The organism is Myroides gitamensis (assembly GCF_029894455.1).
Taxonomy (GTDB): Bacteria; Bacteroidota; Bacteroidia; order Flavobacteriales; family Flavobacteriaceae; genus Flavobacterium; species Flavobacterium odoratum.
In genome coordinates this window covers 1,288,473-1,307,348 of the sequence record NZ_JARYHN010000001.1, presented here as the reverse complement: position 1 = coordinate 1,307,348, position 18,876 = coordinate 1,288,473, and the positions used below count along the sequence as shown (strand labels likewise).

Annotated in this window: 18 protein-coding genes; 7 read left to right on the top strand and 11 right to left on the bottom strand. The window is 35.0% G+C overall.

From position 1 onward, the window contains the following. The first annotated feature begins 8 nt into the window (after window positions 1-8). Both M2306_RS05585 and M2306_RS05580 read left to right on the top strand, forming a co-directional pair. The gene (locus M2306_RS05585; RefSeq protein ID WP_259188601.1) at window positions 9-455 is read left to right on the top strand and encodes an SRPBCC family protein; all 447 of its coding nucleotides are present in this window, start codon (window positions 9-11) and stop codon (window positions 453-455) included. 60 nt (window positions 456-515) lie between these two features. Then, a complete protein-coding gene (locus M2306_RS05580) occupies window positions 516-947 on the top strand; it encodes a VOC family protein (RefSeq protein ID WP_002992429.1) in 432 nt (143 codons plus the stop codon). 135 nt (window positions 948-1,082) lie between these two features. Here the strand turns inward: M2306_RS05580 and M2306_RS05575 are convergent, their stop codons facing one another. The 6 genes from M2306_RS05575 to M2306_RS05550 all read right to left on the bottom strand — a co-directional run bounded on the left by M2306_RS05575 (window position 1,083) and on the right by M2306_RS05550 (window position 6,066). Then, a complete protein-coding gene (locus tag M2306_RS05575; RefSeq protein WP_259188602.1) occupies window positions 1,083-1,661 on the bottom strand; it encodes a Crp/Fnr family transcriptional regulator in 579 nt (192 codons plus the stop codon). Window positions 1,662-1,666: 5 nt separating this feature from the next. Next, window positions 1,667-1,987 (bottom strand): hypothetical protein, encoded by a 321-nt coding sequence (locus M2306_RS05570; protein ID WP_115090357.1) that lies wholly within the window; start codon window positions 1,985-1,987, stop codon window positions 1,667-1,669. A gap of 79 nt (window positions 1,988-2,066) precedes the next feature. Further along, window positions 2,067-3,839 carry an amidohydrolase gene (locus tag M2306_RS05565; RefSeq protein WP_259188603.1) on the bottom strand — a complete coding sequence of 591 codons (1,773 nt, stop codon included), beginning with the start codon at window positions 3,837-3,839 and terminating at the stop codon, window positions 2,067-2,069. A 57-nt stretch (window positions 3,840-3,896) separates the two neighbouring features. Next, on the bottom strand, window positions 3,897-4,586 hold the full coding sequence (locus M2306_RS05560; protein ID WP_115090359.1) for a hydrolase: 690 nt from the start codon (window positions 4,584-4,586) through the stop codon (window positions 3,897-3,899). 27 nt (window positions 4,587-4,613) lie between these two features. Next, window positions 4,614-5,144: a YceI family protein gene (locus M2306_RS05555; RefSeq protein ID WP_115090360.1), complete on the bottom strand. Its 531-nt coding sequence runs from the start codon at window positions 5,142-5,144 to the stop codon at window positions 4,614-4,616. Window positions 5,145-5,187: 43 nt separating this feature from the next. Next, window positions 5,188-6,066 carry a pirin family protein gene (locus M2306_RS05550; protein ID WP_259188605.1) on the bottom strand — a complete coding sequence of 293 codons (879 nt, stop codon included), beginning with the start codon at window positions 6,064-6,066 and terminating at the stop codon, window positions 5,188-5,190. Between the two features lie 931 nt (window positions 6,067-6,997). On the opposite strand from M2306_RS05550, the gene M2306_RS05545 reads away from it, so the two are divergent. After that, entirely contained in the window at window positions 6,998-7,516 is a 519-nt protein-coding gene (locus tag M2306_RS05545) for a hypothetical protein (protein WP_259188607.1), read from the top strand. A 133-nt stretch (window positions 7,517-7,649) separates the two neighbouring features. On the opposite strand, the gene M2306_RS05540 is transcribed toward M2306_RS05545, so the two are convergent. The 4 genes from M2306_RS05540 to M2306_RS05525 are packed head-to-tail and all read right to left on the bottom strand — an operon-like array spanning window position 7,650 to window position 12,317. After that, complete coding sequence (locus M2306_RS05540) at window positions 7,650-9,224, bottom strand: DHA2 family efflux MFS transporter permease subunit (RefSeq protein ID WP_259188608.1); 1,575 nt, start codon at window positions 9,222-9,224, stop codon at window positions 7,650-7,652. A gap of 11 nt (window positions 9,225-9,235) precedes the next feature. Beyond that, entirely contained in the window at window positions 9,236-10,381 is a 1,146-nt protein-coding gene (locus M2306_RS05535) for an HlyD family secretion protein (RefSeq protein WP_259188609.1), read from the bottom strand. Beyond that, complete coding sequence (locus M2306_RS05530; protein WP_259188610.1) at window positions 10,382-11,698, bottom strand: TolC family protein; 1,317 nt, start codon at window positions 11,696-11,698, stop codon at window positions 10,382-10,384. After that, entirely contained in the window at window positions 11,685-12,317 is a 633-nt protein-coding gene (locus M2306_RS05525; RefSeq protein WP_002992446.1) for a TetR/AcrR family transcriptional regulator, read from the bottom strand. Before M2306_RS05525 ends, M2306_RS05530 begins: the two co-directional genes overlap by 14 nt. Before the next feature lie 371 nt (window positions 12,318-12,688). On the opposite strand from M2306_RS05525, the gene M2306_RS05520 reads away from it, so the two are divergent. Then, the gene (locus tag M2306_RS05520) at window positions 12,689-13,273 is read left to right on the top strand and encodes a rhomboid family intramembrane serine protease (protein WP_259188611.1); all 585 of its coding nucleotides are present in this window, start codon (window positions 12,689-12,691) and stop codon (window positions 13,271-13,273) included. Between the two features lie 152 nt (window positions 13,274-13,425). Here the strand turns inward: M2306_RS05520 and M2306_RS05515 are convergent, their stop codons facing one another. Further along, on the bottom strand, window positions 13,426-15,366 hold the full coding sequence (locus M2306_RS05515; protein WP_259188612.1) for an oleate hydratase: 1,941 nt from the start codon (window positions 15,364-15,366) through the stop codon (window positions 13,426-13,428). Window positions 15,367-15,763: 397 nt separating this feature from the next. Here M2306_RS05515 and M2306_RS05510 point away from each other — a divergent pair, with 397 nt between their 5' ends. The 3 genes from M2306_RS05510 to M2306_RS05500 all read left to right on the top strand — a co-directional run bounded on the left by M2306_RS05510 (window position 15,764) and on the right by M2306_RS05500 (window position 18,875). Continuing rightward, complete coding sequence (locus M2306_RS05510) at window positions 15,764-16,879, top strand: SPFH domain-containing protein (RefSeq protein ID WP_259188613.1); 1,116 nt, start codon at window positions 15,764-15,766, stop codon at window positions 16,877-16,879. A 136-nt stretch (window positions 16,880-17,015) separates the two neighbouring features. Beyond that, window positions 17,016-18,101, top strand: a complete 1,086-nt coding sequence (locus M2306_RS05505; RefSeq protein WP_259188615.1) for a TFIIB-type zinc ribbon-containing protein — start codon at window positions 17,016-17,018, stop codon at window positions 18,099-18,101. A 207-nt stretch (window positions 18,102-18,308) separates the two neighbouring features. Beyond that, window positions 18,309-18,875, top strand: a complete 567-nt coding sequence (locus M2306_RS05500; RefSeq protein WP_115091639.1) for an HPP family protein — start codon at window positions 18,309-18,311, stop codon at window positions 18,873-18,875. Window position 18,876 lies beyond the last annotated feature (1 nt).

The following is an 18,876-nucleotide window of genomic DNA, read 5'->3' as shown; positions in this document are numbered from 1 at the left end:
TACTGTTTATGTCGAACAAAGTAACTTTACATCGCGTATTTACGGCAAGCCCAGCTAAAGTCTTCAAGGCATTTGCTGATGCTGATGCGCTTGTTTCGTGGTTACCTCCCTATGGATTTACAGCCAAACTTCACCACATGGAGTTTAAGGTAGGAGGGACGTACGAAATGTCCTTTACTAATTTTACAACAGGAAGTAGTCATGCTTTTGGTGGACAATATATCGAGATTATAGACAATGAACTAATCAAGTATACGGATCGCTTTAATGATCCAAAGTTACCAGGAGAAATGATAACCACCATCCTTTTAAAAAAGGTTTTATGTGGTACGGAAATCACGGCTACACAAGAAGGGATTCCGGATGCTATTCCCGTAGAAATGTGTTATTTGGGCTGGCAGGAAAGCTTAGATAAATTAAAGAAGCTAGTTGAACCTACAATTCCTGATAATTAAACGAAGTTTCTATCCTCATGTTACAATCCTATCTTATAAACCATTAAATCCAATCAAATTATGGCTACAATACACACTTATTTAAATTTTGACGGCAATTGCGAAGAAGCATTTAACTTCTATAAATCCGTTTTCGGTGGGGAATTCACTTATATAGGAAAACTGGGTGAAATGCCTCCGCAAGAAGGATTTACAGTTTCTGAAGCAGATAAAAATAAAATAATGCACGTGAGTTTACCTATTGGTAATACGGTGTTGATGGGTAGTGATACAGGAGGAGACTGTGCACCTACATTTTTACAAGGGAATAATTTTTCTATTTCAATTAATACAGAAAGTATAGAAGAAGCGGATCAATTATTTACTGCTATTTCCGCAGGAGGGCAAATTATTATGCCGATGGATCACATGTTTTGGGGAGCTTATTTTGGTATGGCAACGGATAAATTTGGCGTAAATTGGATGGTCAATTTTGATACTGTCCCGCTATAAAATCGAATAAATCATATAAGTAAGGCTTTCTTTAGTACTCCCTATTAAAATTCGGGGAGAAAGTAATGTTGATATTATATTTATAAATTGTGTTCAAAAACAAAAAGGGACTGTCTTTTGAGACGGTCCCTTTATTTATTCTGTGAGCAATCGCTTTCTAATTGTACTTACAAATTCAGCCGTTACACCTAGATAAGAGGCAATATAATATTGTGCCACTCGTTGAGGAATAGTTGGATACAACGAGATAAATTCGAGGTATCGATCAGCTGCTTTTTTTGAAATCGTATTAATTAGACGATTTTGTACACTAGTTAGATTTCTTTGAACGAGCATTCTAAATACTCGTTCAAATTTTGGAATTGCCTGTAATAGTTCTTCTTTTGTTTGTGGCGTAAGTAAATAGAGCTCTGTGTCCTCTAAAGTTTCAATAAACAAGTCCGATGGAATTTGTTCGTGAAATGAAGCAATGTCGCTCACCCACCAATCTTCTATCGCAAAGGAAATGGTAACTTCAAAACCATCTTCATTAACATAATAAATGCGAATACAACCTTTTTGTACATACCCTTCAAATTGACATATTTCGCCTTCTCGTAAAAGCTTTGTTTTAGCCGGATAAGACTCCTTCTTTAGAAGATTAGTAAAAAAAAATTCCTCTTCAGTAGTAAATTTCATGGATTTACCTACATTATTAATTATACTGGCATACATCTATTTTAGTTTTTTGAATGATTCAAATCAGGAAATACACTATAAACTTCGTTTTTCAAAAGCCCACTTCCACCACCAAAATGCTGAATAACTTTGATATTTGGATCAATAGAGAGGGCATAGGCTTTTATCCCTATTTCGATTAGTTCATCTAAACCAGCACTTAATAGAATGATATCCACTTTGTTTTCATTTAAAAAAGATTCTAATGCGTTTTCATCTTCTGTTACAGTGGCGTACCATCCTTTATTCGCTTCAATGATTCGTTTTAACGTCATCAAAATCGCTGTGTTTTTTCCGATTACTAGAAAGTTGAGTGTTTTCATCTGATTTATATTTTTTTATTGAGCCTATAAGGGGGAGTACATTTAGATTAAAATCTAGGTAAATGATGTGTTTTTATCACTATTTATGTTGATATCCACCAAAGTATTTTACAGGGCTCCAAGTAGGAATTACAGGCAGTAGAGCAGGAGTAAATGTTTTAAATTCTTTATTTCCATACACGATTTTTCCGTCTACTATAGTTAGTTCACTTGTAACATTTTTAATATCCTGTTCAGGTATAGTCAGGTAATCCTGATCTAATATCACGACATCCGCATAATATCCTTTTTCAATTTTCCCTTTCTTTTCTTCTTTTATTAACTCATATCCTTTGTGTGTTACTAATCGCAAGGCATCTATACGATTAATAGCATTGCTTTTAGCCATAACTTGATTGCCTCCAACTGTTTTACCTGTTGTTATCCAATACAAAGCAATCCATGGGTTATATGATGCTACACGCGTTCCATCAGTTCCAAGTCCAACAGGAATATCTAATTCTAGCATTCGCTTAATAGGAGGAGAGGCTAATGCTGGAGTTTTACCATAGCGTTTTATAAAGCTTTCTCCTTGGTAGGCCATGCGGTGTTGAATCGCAATACCACCACCCAATGCTTTAATTCTTTGCAAACTTTCTTCACTTACTGTCTCCGCATGGTCAAAAAACCAAACAAGTCCATCCAGTGGAGTCTCTTTGTTTACCTCTTCGATTACCGTTAAAAATCGCTCAATACTCTCATTATAAGTAGCGTGTAAGCGGAAAGGCCATCTATTTTGAACTAAAAGACTAATTACTGATTTTAAATTGTCTTCCATTGCATTTGGAAGTATAGGGCGTGGAAATAGAAAGTTTTCAAAATCTCCAGCATCACCCACTAAATTTTCACCAGCACCTCCTACATAATAATCAATATCATTATGGCCATTAGGTGCGTGTTCATCTATATTAACCATACCCAACCATTGAGTATAATCTTTCAATTCCGATCCCTCATTTTGAGCAAATAAGAAATAAGGTAGTCTAACCGTAATTTTCCCCTGTTTATTTAATTCATCGGTAATCGTATAATCATCAGGGAAGTTTTGAAAACCACCCCCAGCATCCATAACTGCAGTAACCCCTAGGCGATTTAACTCTGTCATATATTGCAGGGTTGAATTCACCTCTTCTTCGCGAGTCATATTCGGAAGTTTAGCTAGAGTAGAGTATAGGATAAAAGCATTCGGTTCTGCAACGAGTAATCCTGTAGGATTTCCCTGTTCATCTTTTTGAATAAGACCTTCTGCTGGATTTGGTGTATCCCCCGTAATGTTTAAAGCTTGAATTCCAGCTTTATTTAACCAGGCCTTTCCATATAGATATAAGATAAAAGTTGGCACATCACCTGTAGCTTCGTTGATTTCCTCTAGGGTTGGTAATCTTTTTTCTTCAAACTGATATTCATTCCAACCACCAACAACTCGAATCCATTGTCCTTTTGGCGTACGAGCGGCTTGTTCTTTCAGCATTCCTAAAGCCGTTTTTACCGAAGTAACACCATCCCAACGCAATTCTAAATTATAGAATCTACCGCCGCGAATAACGTGTAAATGGCTATCAAATAGCCCTGGTATTACGCGTTTTCCTTTGGCATCAATTAGTTTTGTGTGTTTTCCTTTAAGCTTTAAAATATCTTTATTTGAACCAATATCCAATATTTTGTTGCCTGCTATTGCAATTGCTTCTACTTCTTGTTTTGTATCATTGAGAGTCGTAATCTTTCCATTTGAAATAATAATATCTGCTTTTTGCGCATACAATGAAAAAACTGTGATCATACTAAATACTAAAACAGTATATATTTTTTTCATAACTCTAATTTTAAATTTAAAAAAAAGCGGATACGAGTTAACGTATCCGCTGTAAGATTAATGTGTCAACATTTCTCTAGAATATTGGATACCTATACCATAAGATCCTCCATACTTCACAATCAAATCATTCACTGCTTGATATGTTTCCTGGCGTGCCCAATCTCGTTGTAACTCCAATAAATATTGAATTGAAGTCATTGGTTTTGCACCAGCTTGAATCATTCTAGTCATCGCTTGATCATGTGCTTCTTGTGTAATATCTCCAGATGCGTCACTAATTACATAAACATCATATCCATCATTTAGCGCAGATAATGCTGGTCCAACAATACATACACTGGTCCACAATCCTGCCATAACTACTTTCTTTTTCCCTTTTCCCGTAATTGCTTTATACGCATTTACATCTTCCCAGGTATTCATACTAGTTCGATCAACATAGTTTGAAGTAGCTTGAGGATAAAATTCCATCACTTCCGGGAAAACAGGTCCACTAAATGATTTCTCTGCTACTGTAGTAATTACTGTTGGTACATTGAATATTTTAGATGCTCCCGCTACAATAGCAGTGTTTTGCCTTAATTCATTCATAGAAATACTATGCGTAGCAAAAGCCATTTGTCCTTCATGGTCAATCAATACTAAAGAGTGATTGGTTGGACTCAATAATTCTGGACTTGGTTTTTGCCCAAATGCTGTCACTGTTACTAAACCTAAAACGAACGTTAAAAATACTTTTTTCATCTTTTTAAAATTTTAATTAGTTAGTTATTATTTTCTCATTATTTGTATCTCCGATATCAATTGGATATCTTCACCTACTAATACTCCACCTGTTTCTAGCGCTGAGTTCCAGGTCAACCCAAACTCTTTTCGATTAATTTTTCCAGTAAGTGAAATACCTGCTTTGGTATTCCCCCACGGGTCTTTCATTAATCCGCTATATGCAGTATCTAGTGCAATACTTTGTGTGTTATCTTTAATGGTTAAATCTCCATATATTGTATAGTTACCCTCCTTATTTTTCTCAACCTTTGTTGATGTAAAAGAAAGTTTTGGATAATTTTCAACATCGAAAAAATCAGCACTTCTTAAATGTTTATCTCTATCTTCATTATTGGTATCAATAGAGTTAACTTCTGCTGTAAATGAAATTTTAGATGTTTCAAAATTGTCATTTTCATTTTCTATCACGGCTTGTATATTGGTAAATTTTCCAGATACATTAGTAAACATCATGTGTTTTACTTTAAATCCAATTTCTGAATGTGTTGGATCAATTGCCCAAATTGATTTTGTCATAATTGATTTGATTTTTAATGTTGTGTTATATTTTATTGTGTTGTTAAGCGAGTGTCATAGGAACATCCATAACTAAAATTTCTGTTTCTGGTGACGTTGTTTGGATAGTAAGATTTGTAATATCCCAAATTCCCAATCCATCTCGTGCTTCTATTTTTTGATCTTCTATTGTTGCACTTCCTTTTATAAGGAAGATGTAAACTCCATTTCCTGGTTTTTTTATGGTATAATTCACCTGCATTTGATTGTCAAATAGGCCTAGATGAAACCAAGCCTCTTGGTGAATCCATACCCCTTCGTCTTCGGGATTTGGCGAAAGTATTTGTTGAAACTTATTTTTTCGTTTTGTCTTATCTAAGGTTATTGAGTCATATCTAGGGGATACATTGCGCTTGTTTGGATAGACCCAAATCTGTAAAAATTGGACCTCACGGTCTTGATTTTTATTGTATTCACTATGCATAATACCAGTTCCAGCGCTCATTACTTGAATATCACCTTCTTTTATAATAGAAGTGTTTCCTATACTATCCTCATGTTTTAAATCACCTTCTAAGGGGATACTAATAATTTCCATATTGTCATGTGGATGTATACCAAATCCTTTACCTGCAGCTACTTGATCATCATTTAATACGCGAAGTACTCCAAAGTGCATGCGTTCAGGATTGTGATAGTTTGCGAAACTAAAGGTATGGTGACTAATTAGCCACCCGTGATTAACTAATCCTCTTGAACTCGCTGGATGAAAAACAGAATTGTCTTTAATTTTAGACGTAGTATTCGGTATATGATTAAAACCTAAAACTTCTAAAGGTTCGAGTTCATCAATTTCATTTTTCAGTATATTTCCTAGCGCTGCCGTAGCGGCGAACATTCCTGTCCCTAATAAACCTTTTTTCAAAAAATTTCTTAGTTCCATTATTATTCTATTTTGATACCTCAAAGGTAGATGTAAGAAAATCGGATTACATTGAACTAGTTAAAGAAAGAACAAAACGGTAGTAAACTTGCTTTCGGTTAAAATATTGATCAAACTAAATAGGCGTAGTGTGTTTTTGTATTTCATATTTAATTAAACAGCATAATCTTACTGTTCGTCTTAAAATAGAAAAACTACTAAAACTAATTCTTAATTAAAAAGTAAATGTATTCTACACCATTACATGTCGAATAGCAATGCCTTCACCATATAATCCTTTGATTTGTACTGACAATCGCTAGATGTTGTCATTTCCCTCAAGTGGTTTGGTCCTATTGAAAAGAAAGAGGGGGTATTATTTTTGACGAAGTAGTGTATCGGTTAAAAATAAACAGATAATACTGGAGAACATAATTGGTTAATCTCCCTAAATTGAGTTTAAATTCACTTTCTACCTCTTAAATACCAATCAAAATCAAGTTAAAGGTACTTAATTTTTTTTGTAAAAACCTAATTTTTTGACATAAAAATTAAAATAAAGCATAAAAAGGGGGTGTTTTTGCGAATTAACCCTCCTATATATAAATGTATACCGTTTTGACATAATACTATATCTAGTAGAAACTTTTATTGCTCTTTATCTCATCCATCTAAAACTTCTAAAATAGAGAAATGAATTCCTTTTGGAGTACATTTAGAGAAGCTTCAGTATATACTGCTCATATTACTAATCTAGCTTATTCTAATTCACTAAGCATTTTAGTCAGTTCTTGCGCAATAGAATCCAACGCACTTTTTAAAAATTTCAAAATGCTTAGGGTAACTACTTTACTTCATTTAACTGTTAATTTTTGCTAATTATCTTTATTTACTTTAGGTATATCTAAATAACACTTACTTTGCAGGTTATAAAAAGAAACATATAATTGCTATGAAAAAATATATTGTATTAGTTGCCTGTTTACTTGTTACTACAATTCAAGCCCAACATGTAAACGAACCCAATCAGAATAACAACGATATTTCAGATTTGTTAGATAGAGGAGAGGAATATAGACTAAGTGCAAAACAAAAAGAACAGTTAGTTGCACGTAAGAAAAAAATAGGTAAAGAATATGCCGCTATTGGAAAAGATAGGAGTTTGTCAGGGTATGAGAAAGGGGTGAAGAAACGAGCGCTTTCCCAAGAGATTGAAGATGACATACGCGCCATCTTATATGAAGAACAATACCTTAAATGGTCCAATTATAATCAGCAGAAATACAAAGGAGATTATTATGAATATGATGCTTTAAATGATGAGATTGAAGCTAAAATTGATCGTTTAGAAAAAGAATATGAACAAGATATCAAGCGAATGGAACAAACCTATAGTAGAGATAAAAATGCGCTAAAAAGAGAAAAAAACAAAAGAAAAGCGCAGTATAAAAATGAAAAAAAAAAGACTTAAGGAAGAGAAAAAATAAAAAAAGCGGGTATTCTAAAAGAATACCCGCTTTTTTGTTTTTTATCTAGTTACTTGGCAAATTGCCATTTGCCACTACGGGTTTTTTACATCACACCATCTCACACCCCATAACCAACTAATGCCCCGCACCAGCAATAATTTTTCCAGCTCCTTTTTTAATTAGAATAAGAATAAAAGGAATACAGATTAAGAATAAAACGCCCAAGAACATAAAGACATCCATATACGTCAGTACAGTTGCTTGTTTCGTTACTCCTAAATCAAGTAGGGTATAGGCTTTTTGCAAAGCTTCATCAGCTGTAAAACCTTTGGCTATAAAACTTTGTTGTAAAGCTAGCACGCGATTTTGGACTTCTAGTGAAGCGGTATCTAAATGGCTCACTAAGGCCAATCGATGGTTGACGGTCCAACGAGAAATAAAAGTAGTAATTAAGGCAATCCCAAAAGAACCTCCTAATTGACGCATCATTCCTGTAAATGCAGCACCTTCACCAATCTGTTTGTTTCTCAAATTAGACAAAGAAAGCGTTGTAATGGGTACAAATAATAAACCTAAACCTACTCCGCGTATAACTAAAGGCCAAAAGAAATGCTCACTACCTGTATCTGGAGTTAAAATATTATGTGCACAGAAACTGTAGATAAAAAAGACTAAAAATCCAGTAGCTACTAAATACTTAGGAGGAACACCTCGTTGTAACATTCTAGCAATAAAAGGCATCATCAAGGCCGTCATCAAAGAACTAGGTACTAATAACATTCCGGCATCTGTAGCTGTCCATCCTAGAATTGATTGCGTATAAATCGGGATAATAAAGGTCGAACCATAAAGTCCAAAACCTAAAATAAACGATAATACGGTACCAATAGCTAGATTAGAATCCTTCAATACTCTTAAATTGACAATCGGCTTTTCACAAGTTAATTCCCTCCAGATAAAGAAAAAGAATCCCAATACAGAAGTAATCGACAACGTCAGGATGGTGGAGTTTTCAAACCAGTCATCTTGCTGTCCATGTTCTAGTACATATTGTAAAGATCCAACCGCAATGGCGAGTAATATAATTCCCAAGAAATCGACTTCATTCAATTTACTTTTTTCTGCATATTTTGGGCTCTTCACATAAAGTAGCGCTAATACCGTTGCTAAAATTCCCAGTGGTACATTAATATAAAAAATAAAAGGCCACGAATAATTATCAATGATATACCCTCCTAAAGGTGGTCCTAGTGTAGGACCTACAATTACGCCCATACCGTAAATGGCTTGCGCCACTCCTCGTTTTTCAACGGGATAACTTTCTGTTATAATAGTTTGGGAAGTCACCAATAAAGCTCCTCCACCTAATCCTTGAATAAAACGAAAAAGTATAATCTCCCATAATGTAGTAGAATTTCCACATAAAAAAGAAGCGACGGTAAAGATAATAATAGAAGCAGCAAAATAATTGCGTCTTCCAAACTGTTGTGAGAGCCAGCTAGTCATTGGCACTACAATTACATTGGCGATAGCATACGCTGTGACCACCCAAGCAATATCGGTTAAAGAAACACCGATACTCCCTTTCATGTCATTCATGGCTACATTGACAATTGTTGTATCTACAATTTCCAATAGTGCACAAAGAATAGCTGTAATGGTAATGATAATTCGACGATAGCCATGCTCTACTAGGCTTTCTTCACTCATAGTTGTCTCGTTTATCGTCCGCTTTTAATATTCACATCAATATCAACATTCATTCCTGGTTTAACGTATACCAACATCTCGTCTTCTGGGTTAGTAAACGTAATTTTTACTGGAATACGTTGTACCGTTTTCACGAAGTTACCTGAAGCATTATCTGGTGGTAATAGAGCAAATTTAGCTCCAGTAGCAGGAGACATCGAATTGATTACGCCTTCAAATTTATGTTTGGGAAAAGCATCTACTTTAATATTCACAGCTTGTCCTTCACGTATATATTCCATTTGTGTTTCTTTAAAGTTGGCTACTACCCAAATATTACCTTTTTGTACAGTGTTAAACAGCCCTTGTCCAGGTTGAATTAATTGTCCCGCTTGTAAGTTGATTTTTGAAACTTGTCCATCTTCTTTTGCTGTAATCACCGTATAAGACAAATACAAAGCTGCGTGATCTAAATTTGCTTTGGCTTGATCAACAACTGCTTTCGCCGCATCAATCTGAGACGTTGACGCAACCGCTTGAGATTTGCTAATATTCACTTGCTGTGCAACTGCCTGAGCTTGTTTTTCAACTGCTTTTAGTTGTTCTTGTAAAACAACAACTTGTTTTTCTGCGGTTTCTTTTGCTGCTAAAGCCTGTTCATATTGTTGTTTAGTAATAGACTGACTTTGATATAAACGATTGTAACGATCATAGTCATTCGACGCTCTCCACAATTGCGTTTTAGCAGCATCGATATTGGCTTGAGCTGTAGCTACATTGGCTTGAGCAGTAGAAGCTCCCGCCTGAGAAGAAAGCACAGTTGATTGGCTTGTATGTTCTCCTGCTTCTGCCACTTGCAGCTGACTCAAAGCAGCTTGATAGTTTGCTTTTGCTTGTTCTACTTGAATCGCGTATTCTGTATCATCCAAACGAATCAACGTATCACCTTTTTTAACAACCTGATTGTCCTGAATGTAGATTGTTTTAATATACCCTGGAATTTTAGATACGATAGGCGTTATTTTCGTTTCAATTTGAGCATCATCAGTACTCTCATGTGCCAATGAATGTATATATTTATAAATTCCATATCCTCCTCCGAATAGAACGATTGCACCTAAAGCAACGATAAATTTCTTGTTTAGTGGTTTTTTAGTGGCTGTATTATTTGTTTCCATTTAGTTTTTTACTTGTAAGTTGTCAATTAATTTACCTGTCTTGTACGCATATTGATAAAGCGTCAAGGTTTCATCTGCTTCACCTAACATCGTATCAATTTGCGCTTGTAACTGTTGTACATCCGCTTCTAATAGATGATCTGTATCCGTCAATCCATTGTCATATTTATCTTTGACAATACGGTAGTTTTCGTTGGCTTGTACCAATGCTTTTGCTAGTACAGCATTCCTTTTTAAGGCTAATTCATACGCATTAAATGCCTCATCAATTTCTACTTTGGCTAAATCTTCAACGAGTTGCGCTTGATAATCTACCTCGATTTTTTTGACTTTTGCTTTATTGACTTCTGTTCGGTTTTTGAACAACTGCGTCAAATCATATTTCAACCCAACACCTACGCTTGTTGCATTGGTAATATCTACGACTTGATCTAATTGGATCGCTGAATATCCCGCAGTTAAACCAATAGAAGGGAAGAAGTTTCCTCTTGCAATTTTGATTCCCGTTTGCGCAATCTCTTCCATCTTTTGTGCACTTTGTACATCCTTACGAGAAGAGAGATCATCTGCTTTGGTCGGAAAAATAGCTACAGGTTGTACTTTTTCGGCCAAAATAGTTTCTCCTTCCTCAAGGTCAAGTAAGACTTTCAATCGGGTAGTAATATTTTTTTGCGTATTCTTGGTTTCTTCTAGCGAAAGCTCCACATTAGCCTCTTGTAATTGCGTTCTCAGATAATCATTTTTAGCGATGATTCCTTCAGCTAAGAATTGTTCAAAATCAAGGGTACGTTGGTGGGCGCGTTTTAAATTCTCCGTTAATAAAGCAATCGACTGTTGTGTTTTGTACAGCGCGAAGTATAAATTAATCGTTTGGTAAACAACATTTTCTGTTGTGGATGCTTCATTTAATTGAGCAAGAGAATAATATTGTTTGCTTTGTGTAACCGCGTTGGTAATTTTAAAACCACTAAACACGGGAATATTGGCTTTTGCTTGGCCGATCATCAAATGCTTAGGTTGTACGTCAGGCATTTGCTTGTCTTCAGAAGAAGCAGGTAAAGGTACTTTTAGGTTGATGTCTGTACCATTAAAAAGACGGTTGTAGGTTCCAGATACTTCTAATTCAGGATAACGCATATTTTGCGCACTGTGAATCTGAAGTCTAGAGGCTTCTGTACTTGCTTTTACTTTTTTTATTTCCTTGCCGTTTTTTAAACTCAATGCAATAGCCTCCTCTAAGGTGATTGGAGTAGGGGTTTGAGCGAAAACTTGGGCAATAAATAATGAAGCAAGTAAGACGTAATTACTTCTGTTCATTGTAGATTAGTATTGATTTAAAGGATTGAATTAAATGGGGATATATCTGTTGTTTGATATGTAAACTAAATTCGTCGTGATTGGTCAGATTCCAATATTCATAAAGCATGTGCTCGTGATGAATCAAATAGGTTGTTACCCCCATAGAGAAAATGACAAATGTGATGGGATCTGGTTTGGCTTGAAATAAACCACTTTCATATCCCTCTTCGATAAAGCGATTGATATGTTGCATGATATCACGCTTTAATAAAACAATACCTTCCGAAATCTCAGGTACATTTTGTTTCTTGGCCAATTGATTCATCAAAATCAGATGAAAATCGGCATTATTCAATTGTACAGCCATAAGATGCTCTACAAAAGCTAATAGCTTCTCAAAGGAATTTAGAAGCGTATTATCCGTTAAATCGATTAGTTTTTCTCTAGTACGAGTTAAGCGTATTTCAAAAAGAGCACTTACCATGGCACTTTTTGAACCAAAATAATAATTAATCATGGCCACATTAATTCCAGCCGCTTTAGAAATATCACGTATGCTTGTTCCGTCAATTCCCTTTTGAGAAAACAATTCTTCTGCAACTAATAAAATCTCTTTTTGTTTGTCATTTAATGCCATGATCTCATTTTTATCTGGCACAAAATTAAACAAACGTTTAATTAGTTTTTACATTTTATTCATTTTTTTTCAAACAAAATGATTTTAATTCACTAATCAAAGATATTAAATAGATTTAATGTAATTTCAAGTTTTTGATTTACTGTAGATTAGAAGTTTTAGGTATAAATCAAGAAAGGGAAAGGGATTCATAAATCACTTCCATTTTCCCTTTTATAAAACAATATTATTCTTTCTCCATTCTTTTAAAAACCGTTCTTTTAAATAGAAGATTTAGGTCAATAAATGAGCTACATCAAAAAGTAAACCTAAAGAAAAAGTAAATTGTATATTTACAACTCATCAATAGCCTTGTTATTTTGAAAAAAAGAGTGTTACAATTAAAAAAAGAAGATTTTTATCCTGCTATAACCCTAATTCTTATCCTGTGGATTATATTCATCTTGCAACAAATCGGTTTTTTTCAACGTTGTTATGGTGTAATACCTTGGCGTATAGAAGGAATTAAAGGGATTTTTTTAAGCCCCTTATTTCACGGAAACCTGAGTCATCTTAGCAGCAATACGATACCTTTATTTATTTTAAGCGTTCTACTCTTTTTATTTTATAAAAAGCTGGCGTATAGCGTCCTCATTTCTGGATGGATTCTTTCTGGTGTATTGTTGTGGCTTTTACCTGATTTTAGTTATTTGCAACATCAGGTTCACAGTTGTCATATTGGAGCTAGTGGTTTAATTTATATGCTTGCGACTTTTCTTTGTTTTAGTGGAATCTTTTTGCGTCAAATGGCATTAATCTTAGTTTCTATACTTGTTGCCGTTTTATACGGAGGATTAATTTATGCTATTTTTCCTCATTTGGTTGGGGCTGACGTTTCTTGGCAAGGACATTTAATTGGTACCTTAGTTGGATTTTTCTATGCCTATCAATTGAACAAAAAGAAAAGAAGAACTTAATCTTTTCAAACATCCTACTATTTCCAATAGAAAACATAGACTAGAGTACTCTATTCTTGCGTTTAAAAAAGAAAAGAGGACACTGCAATAAGAACTTTTATTTCTCCCGTATTGCAGTGTTTATACTTTATCTAATTTGAATTTATATCAAGTTATCCAATCACTTTTTTAAACCAGTCTTTTGCTTTTTCATATTGTTCAACAAAGAAAGATTCTTGATCGTCTTTTCTCTTTTCAACTGTTGGTAAAATATGCTCATAATAAGTTCCTTGCAAGAATTTGCGCAATAGAGCTTCACCGACAATAGGTTGATCATCATTTAATGCATGAGCTGCTTTGAGTAAATGGCGAATATCATACTGTAGAGGGAAAATATCGGGTACTTGTTTATTTAAATTAAGCAGTTGATATACCGCTTGTCGACCCGTGCGCACTGAACTTTCCATAGTAAAGACTACATCATTATGCGTCTCAACAAATTGCCCAATTAACGCTAGGTTTTGACAACCTTCAGGCACAACTTGAGGTCTATCCCCTTGAGCGCGTGGCATAAACATAGAAGTAATATAAGGCATATAAGCAGTGCGAACAATTGTATTTTCAACTACTTGATTCAGTGAATCAATAATTCCTAAATGATAACATAGTTCAGCTAAAATTTCATTTCCCGTACAAGCAGGCATTGTTTTTTTTATGTAATTTCCTTCTTTATCCATAAACAAAGCATACACCCAAAGTACCAAAATATCATCGGGTTGCGTAGGGAAGTGGGGTTGGCGATTACATGTAAAACTCATCAACCAGTTGGAATCTGTTATTGTAATAATACCACCAGTAACTGTTTTTCCAGAATACGGATCATTTACCGCATATCCCTTTAACTTATCAATTAGTGGAGAAGGTTTACACGTTAAGGTTGCAGATTCCCAAGACGATTTTTCAATATTGGAACAGAATTTTTCAGGATGCCCAAAAACAGGTGATTTTGCAGCTAAATTTTTCCACAAGCTCCAGCCTGGGCTTTTACCACTTGTTGTATTATCTACTTTGGGTATTGGTACTGTTGTGTTATTTCCATACGATGTATCTTCTGTCATTGAACCTGTTGTAATGACAACAAAATCTTGTTCATTCATCTCAATACGCGTTTCGAGTCCTCCTTGATTCACTAACAATCCCTTTACGAGTTTACCTGCTGTAGTACTGTGTAAATCCACATCATGCACCAACGTATCCAATCGGATTTGTACGCCTAATTCAGTAAGGTGATTTCGAAGCGGTACAACAAACGTATCATATTGATTATATCGCGGAAAGACAAGCGCAGATAAATCTTTTAGTCCATCAATATCATGTAAGAAACGATGCATATACAATTTAAACTCTAGTAGACTATGCCAGTTTTCAAAGGCAAACATAGTTCTCCAAAACGTCCAGAAATTACTCTCCAGAAAAGTGGAATTGAAGTATTGTTCTATCGTAATATCATCGAGTTCTTCTTTCCTTTTTAATAGCAATTTGATTAAAGCCATTTGATCTTTCTTAGCTAGTCCAAATTGGCTAAAATCTTTAATTTCTCCTAATTGATGTATGAATCTAGATTTAGAATAATTCGGATCATTGTCATTAATCAAGCGATATTCATCTAATACACTATAAGGTTTAGGAAGCTCTAAAGCAGGTATATCCTGAAAGATGTCCCAAAGGTTTTCATACGTCATATCCATCTCTCTTCCTCCGCGAACAATATAGCCTTCTTGCGCATTACCTGCACCATCTAAAGAACCACCATCAATGGATAATTGCTCTAGAAAGGTAATATTAGCTGCAGGAATACGACCATCGCGTATAAAATAATAAGCTGCTGCCATACCTGCGATTCCACTACCTACAATATAGACTTTACTTTGAGAAAAATCTTTCGAAGGAATACCTTTATTGCGTTGATAATTACCGGGTTCATCAGCAAAGGGCATTGAACGTTGAGCGGTATTAACGGGAGGCTCTGTGTTGCCATTAGGAGCCTGATTTACATGTCCATACTTAGAGGAAGTCTCTAGTATCTTATCAAACTTTTGTGTGTCTACTTTCATTTTTGGGTTTTATTAGTAATATTTACTTAAAATTAAAGAAATATTATTTAGTATAACCATTTTAAAGTAGAAATAAATAATAATAGTTGAATAATTTAATAAATAGAAATAGATTTTTGTTTTATTTATGTATAATATATTTTATGTCCATTATTCTTGCTAATTGAATTGAGATTACAAGACTATAGGCTAAAAATTGCAGTCCTCACTAAACTACTTCGCTTATAGCAGTAAAAGAAAAGCTTACTCTACTTTAGTAATAAGCTTTTTTATAATTATAGGCCTAGTGAACTCTTGCAGCCTATCTTAAAATTTCGTTTTGGAGATTACTTCGTTTATAAATTGGCAGAAATCTGTTATATTTACTCAATAAATGAATCGCAGAAAAAGAGAAGATATGAACTTTTTTAAAAGACTAACGAATGAATTCATTGATATCATTGAATTCTTAGATCCGACGCAAAATACAATTGTACACCGTTTTGAGCGTTTTCAAAATGAAATTAAGAACAATGCAAAGCTTGTTGTTCGCGAAGGACAAATGGCGGTATTTATCAATGAAGGGCAATTAGCCGATGTTTTTCGTCCAGGTACTTATACATTAAATACACAAAACTTACCCATTTTAGCTACGTTAAAAGGTTGGAAATACGGTTTTAATAGTCCATTTAAGGCAGAAGTTTACTTTGTTAATACCAAAACGTTTATTGATCAACGTTGGGGAACAAAAAACCCCATCATATTGAACGACAATCGCTTTGGAATGATTGAAGTACGTGCTTTTGGAACTTACACGTTTAAAATCGCAGATGCGGGTCAATTTATTCGCGAAATTGTCGGAACAACGGGAACATTTACAACAGAACATATAACAGATCAATTGAGAAGTGTTATTGTTACGCGTTTTACTGATTCTATAGGAGAAGCGAATCTTCCGATTGAAAATTATGCCGCAAATCTTAACGAGTTATCTACTGCGATTTTCTCTTACATGAAAGATGATTTTTATGTCTATGGAATGGATGTAACAAAATTCTTGATTGAGAATGTGTCGATGCCGGAAGAAGTGAAGAAGGAAATCTTTGAACTCAGTCGATTAAACCATATTGATTTAAATAAATTAACTCAAATGAAAGCGGCTAAAGCGATGGAAGCTGCCGCGAATAATCCTTCAGGAGTAGCAGGAGCAGGAGTAGGAATGGGCGCTGGTTTTGCCATGGCGAATCAGTTTGGGCAAGCGATGGCGCAAAATCAGGCGGCTGCACAAGCACCTCAAGCCAGTACTCCTCCGCCAATACCACAAGCAGTACCTGTTCAATATTTTGTAGCCATCAACGGTCAACAAACAGGTCCAATTGATTTAGAAAATTTAAAACAAATGGCACTTCAAGGACAGGTAAACCGCGAAACCTTAGTTTGGAAAAATGGAATGAGTGCGTGGGATAAGGCTGGAAATCAAAGCGATTTGAATGTCTTATGGTCACAAACGCCCCCCCCTTTACCTCAGGTATAAACAATATAAATCTACTAAAGATTGGATTCAACAATCTTTAGTAGATTCTTTCATAATAGATGGACTAACTCATCTATAAACAGGTCAAATCCCATGCGATAGAACCTGAACTAAATATTTTTTAATTCCTATTGTAGTGACATCAGAAGAAATAAAACGCAATACAGCTGAATCCACCTCTTGTGGTACATGTGGTGCGCCAATGACGTATCAACCCAGTTCAAATGCACTGGTATGTGAATATTGTGGTAGCAAAAAGAGTATTGAAAAAGGCAGCAATCTAATACAGGAGCGCGATTTCTTAGGTTTTATGCAAAACTATGAGAAAGAGAACTTTACAATGACTAAAGTTATCGAATGTAATACTTGTCATGCGCAATCTACTGTAAACGAACAAGTAAAATCCATCCGATGTCCTTATTGCTCTACGCCATTTGTGGAACGAAACATACATGAAGAACGGTATATTCAACCCGAGTATATTGCTCCTTTTGTCGTAGATAAAAATCAAGTTGCAGGATTATTACAAGGTTGGATTAAAGGACTTTGGTTTGCTCCAAATAAAATACAGCGAGGTTTATTTGCCGCGGAACATTTAAGCGGCGTCTATGTTCCTTTCTGGACCTATGATATGCAAACCTATACCCAGTATAAAGGCGAGCGTGGAGACGCTTATTATGTAACTGTGGGGAGTGGAGAAAACAAAAGAAAAGAACGCCGTATTTCGTGGACTCATGTGAGGGGGACGGTAACCCATTTTTACGATGATATTCTCATTTCTGGAAATAAGACACTAAAACCTAACTTATTACAATCCTTATCTTCTAGTTGGAATCCTAAAGCGATACAACCGATTAAAGCCGATTACCTTAAAGGGTTTATTACAGAAAAATATCAAATTGATATCAAAGAAGCCTATGACTTGGCGAAGCGTATCGTCTATGAAGAGGAAAGAGAACGTGTACGCAGACACATTGGAGGAGATCAACAACGCATCCATCAAGTCAACACGGATTTGTCGCAAATTACTTTTAAGCATATTCTTTTGCCCTTATACGTCAGTTCGTTTTCTTATAGAAACAAGCAATATACGTATTATGTCAATGGAGTAACGGGTAAAATTACAGGCGAACAACCTTATAGTGCTTGGAAAATTGGATGTGCTACTGTCCTTGCAATTATCCTTATAGTGCTATTTGTTATTCTAATCTCCAAAAACTAAATAATCAGGCCTGATAAAGAAAGCGCAACAGTATCGTTATACAGCAAATAGATATGAATCAGATAAAATTGTACAGCCACTACTAGAGAAGTAGGTTGTACAATTTTTCATTCAAATTAAAGTTAAAACTAGAATCTTATCTCTATCAGATGTAATATATTTGCAATCCAACAGAGGTAGAGCAAAATGTCCATAAAAAAAAACAAAATGTACCGCAGAACTCGTTATTTGCTGTACAAAGAAACACTAGTTGATTTTAAAGAACACTTTTGGGCTTTTATAGGCTCATTTATTGGTTTAGGAACCATTTGTTACCTTCATTATGAAGCTTTTTCACAGTATGATTTAACGTTGCTCATTGGTTCTTTTGGGGCGAGTTGTGTCTTGATCTACGGGGCAATTGGAAGTCCTTTAGCGCAGCCCAAAAACTTATTCTTAGGCCATATTATTTCAGCCCTGATTGGGGTGACCATTTATAAATTATTAGGTCAATATATTTGGGTAGCGGCTCCTTTAGCTGTTTCCTTATCTATTATTGGTATGCAAATGGCCAAAGCACTCCATCCTCCTGGAGGCGCAACAGCTTTGATTGCTGTTACAGGAGGGAGTAGTATTACCAACCTCGGGTATGAATATGTGGTTTCACCTGTGATTACAGGTGTTACGATTTTGTTTATTGCAGCACTTATTTTCAACAATATTCCGCACAAACGACAATACCCTGTTCGATCGTTTATTTTACTACATAAAGTAAGACGAAGAAAAAGACGCTAAT

Excerpts from the sequence above, each read along its gene's own strand:
- M2306_RS05585 (WP_259188601.1), top strand. The coding sequence starts at position 9 with ATGTCGAACAAAGTAACTTTACATCGCGTATTTACGGCAAGCCCAGCT.
- M2306_RS05580 (WP_002992429.1), top strand. The coding sequence starts at position 516 with ATGGCTACAATACACACTTATTTAAATTTTGACGGCAATTGCGAAGAA.
- M2306_RS05575 (WP_259188602.1), bottom strand. The coding sequence starts at position 1,661 with ATGTATGCCAGTATAATTAATAATGTAGGTAAATCCATGAAATTTACT.
- M2306_RS05570 (WP_115090357.1), bottom strand. The coding sequence starts at position 1,987 with ATGAAAACACTCAACTTTCTAGTAATCGGAAAAAACACAGCGATTTTG.
- M2306_RS05565 (WP_259188603.1), bottom strand. The coding sequence starts at position 3,839 with ATGAAAAAAATATATACTGTTTTAGTATTTAGTATGATCACAGTTTTT.
- M2306_RS05560 (WP_115090359.1), bottom strand. The coding sequence starts at position 4,586 with ATGAAAAAAGTATTTTTAACGTTCGTTTTAGGTTTAGTAACAGTGACA.
- M2306_RS05555 (WP_115090360.1), bottom strand. The coding sequence starts at position 5,144 with ATGACAAAATCAATTTGGGCAATTGATCCAACACATTCAGAAATTGGA.
- M2306_RS05550 (WP_259188605.1), bottom strand. The coding sequence starts at position 6,066 with ATGGAACTAAGAAATTTTTTGAAAAAAGGTTTATTAGGGACAGGAATG.
- M2306_RS05545 (WP_259188607.1), top strand. The coding sequence starts at position 6,998 with ATGAAAAAATATATTGTATTAGTTGCCTGTTTACTTGTTACTACAATT.
- M2306_RS05540 (WP_259188608.1), bottom strand. The coding sequence starts at position 9,224 with ATGAGTGAAGAAAGCCTAGTAGAGCATGGCTATCGTCGAATTATCATT.
- M2306_RS05535 (WP_259188609.1), bottom strand. The coding sequence starts at position 10,381 with ATGGAAACAAATAATACAGCCACTAAAAAACCACTAAACAAGAAATTT.
- M2306_RS05530 (WP_259188610.1), bottom strand. The coding sequence starts at position 11,698 with ATGAACAGAAGTAATTACGTCTTACTTGCTTCATTATTTATTGCCCAA.
- M2306_RS05525 (WP_002992446.1), bottom strand. The coding sequence starts at position 12,317 with ATGGCATTAAATGACAAACAAAAAGAGATTTTATTAGTTGCAGAAGAA.
- M2306_RS05515 (WP_259188612.1), bottom strand. The coding sequence starts at position 15,366 with ATGAAAGTAGACACACAAAAGTTTGATAAGATACTAGAGACTTCCTCT.
- M2306_RS05510 (WP_259188613.1), top strand. The coding sequence starts at position 15,764 with ATGAACTTTTTTAAAAGACTAACGAATGAATTCATTGATATCATTGAA.
- M2306_RS05500 (WP_115091639.1), top strand. The coding sequence starts at position 18,309 with ATGTACCGCAGAACTCGTTATTTGCTGTACAAAGAAACACTAGTTGAT.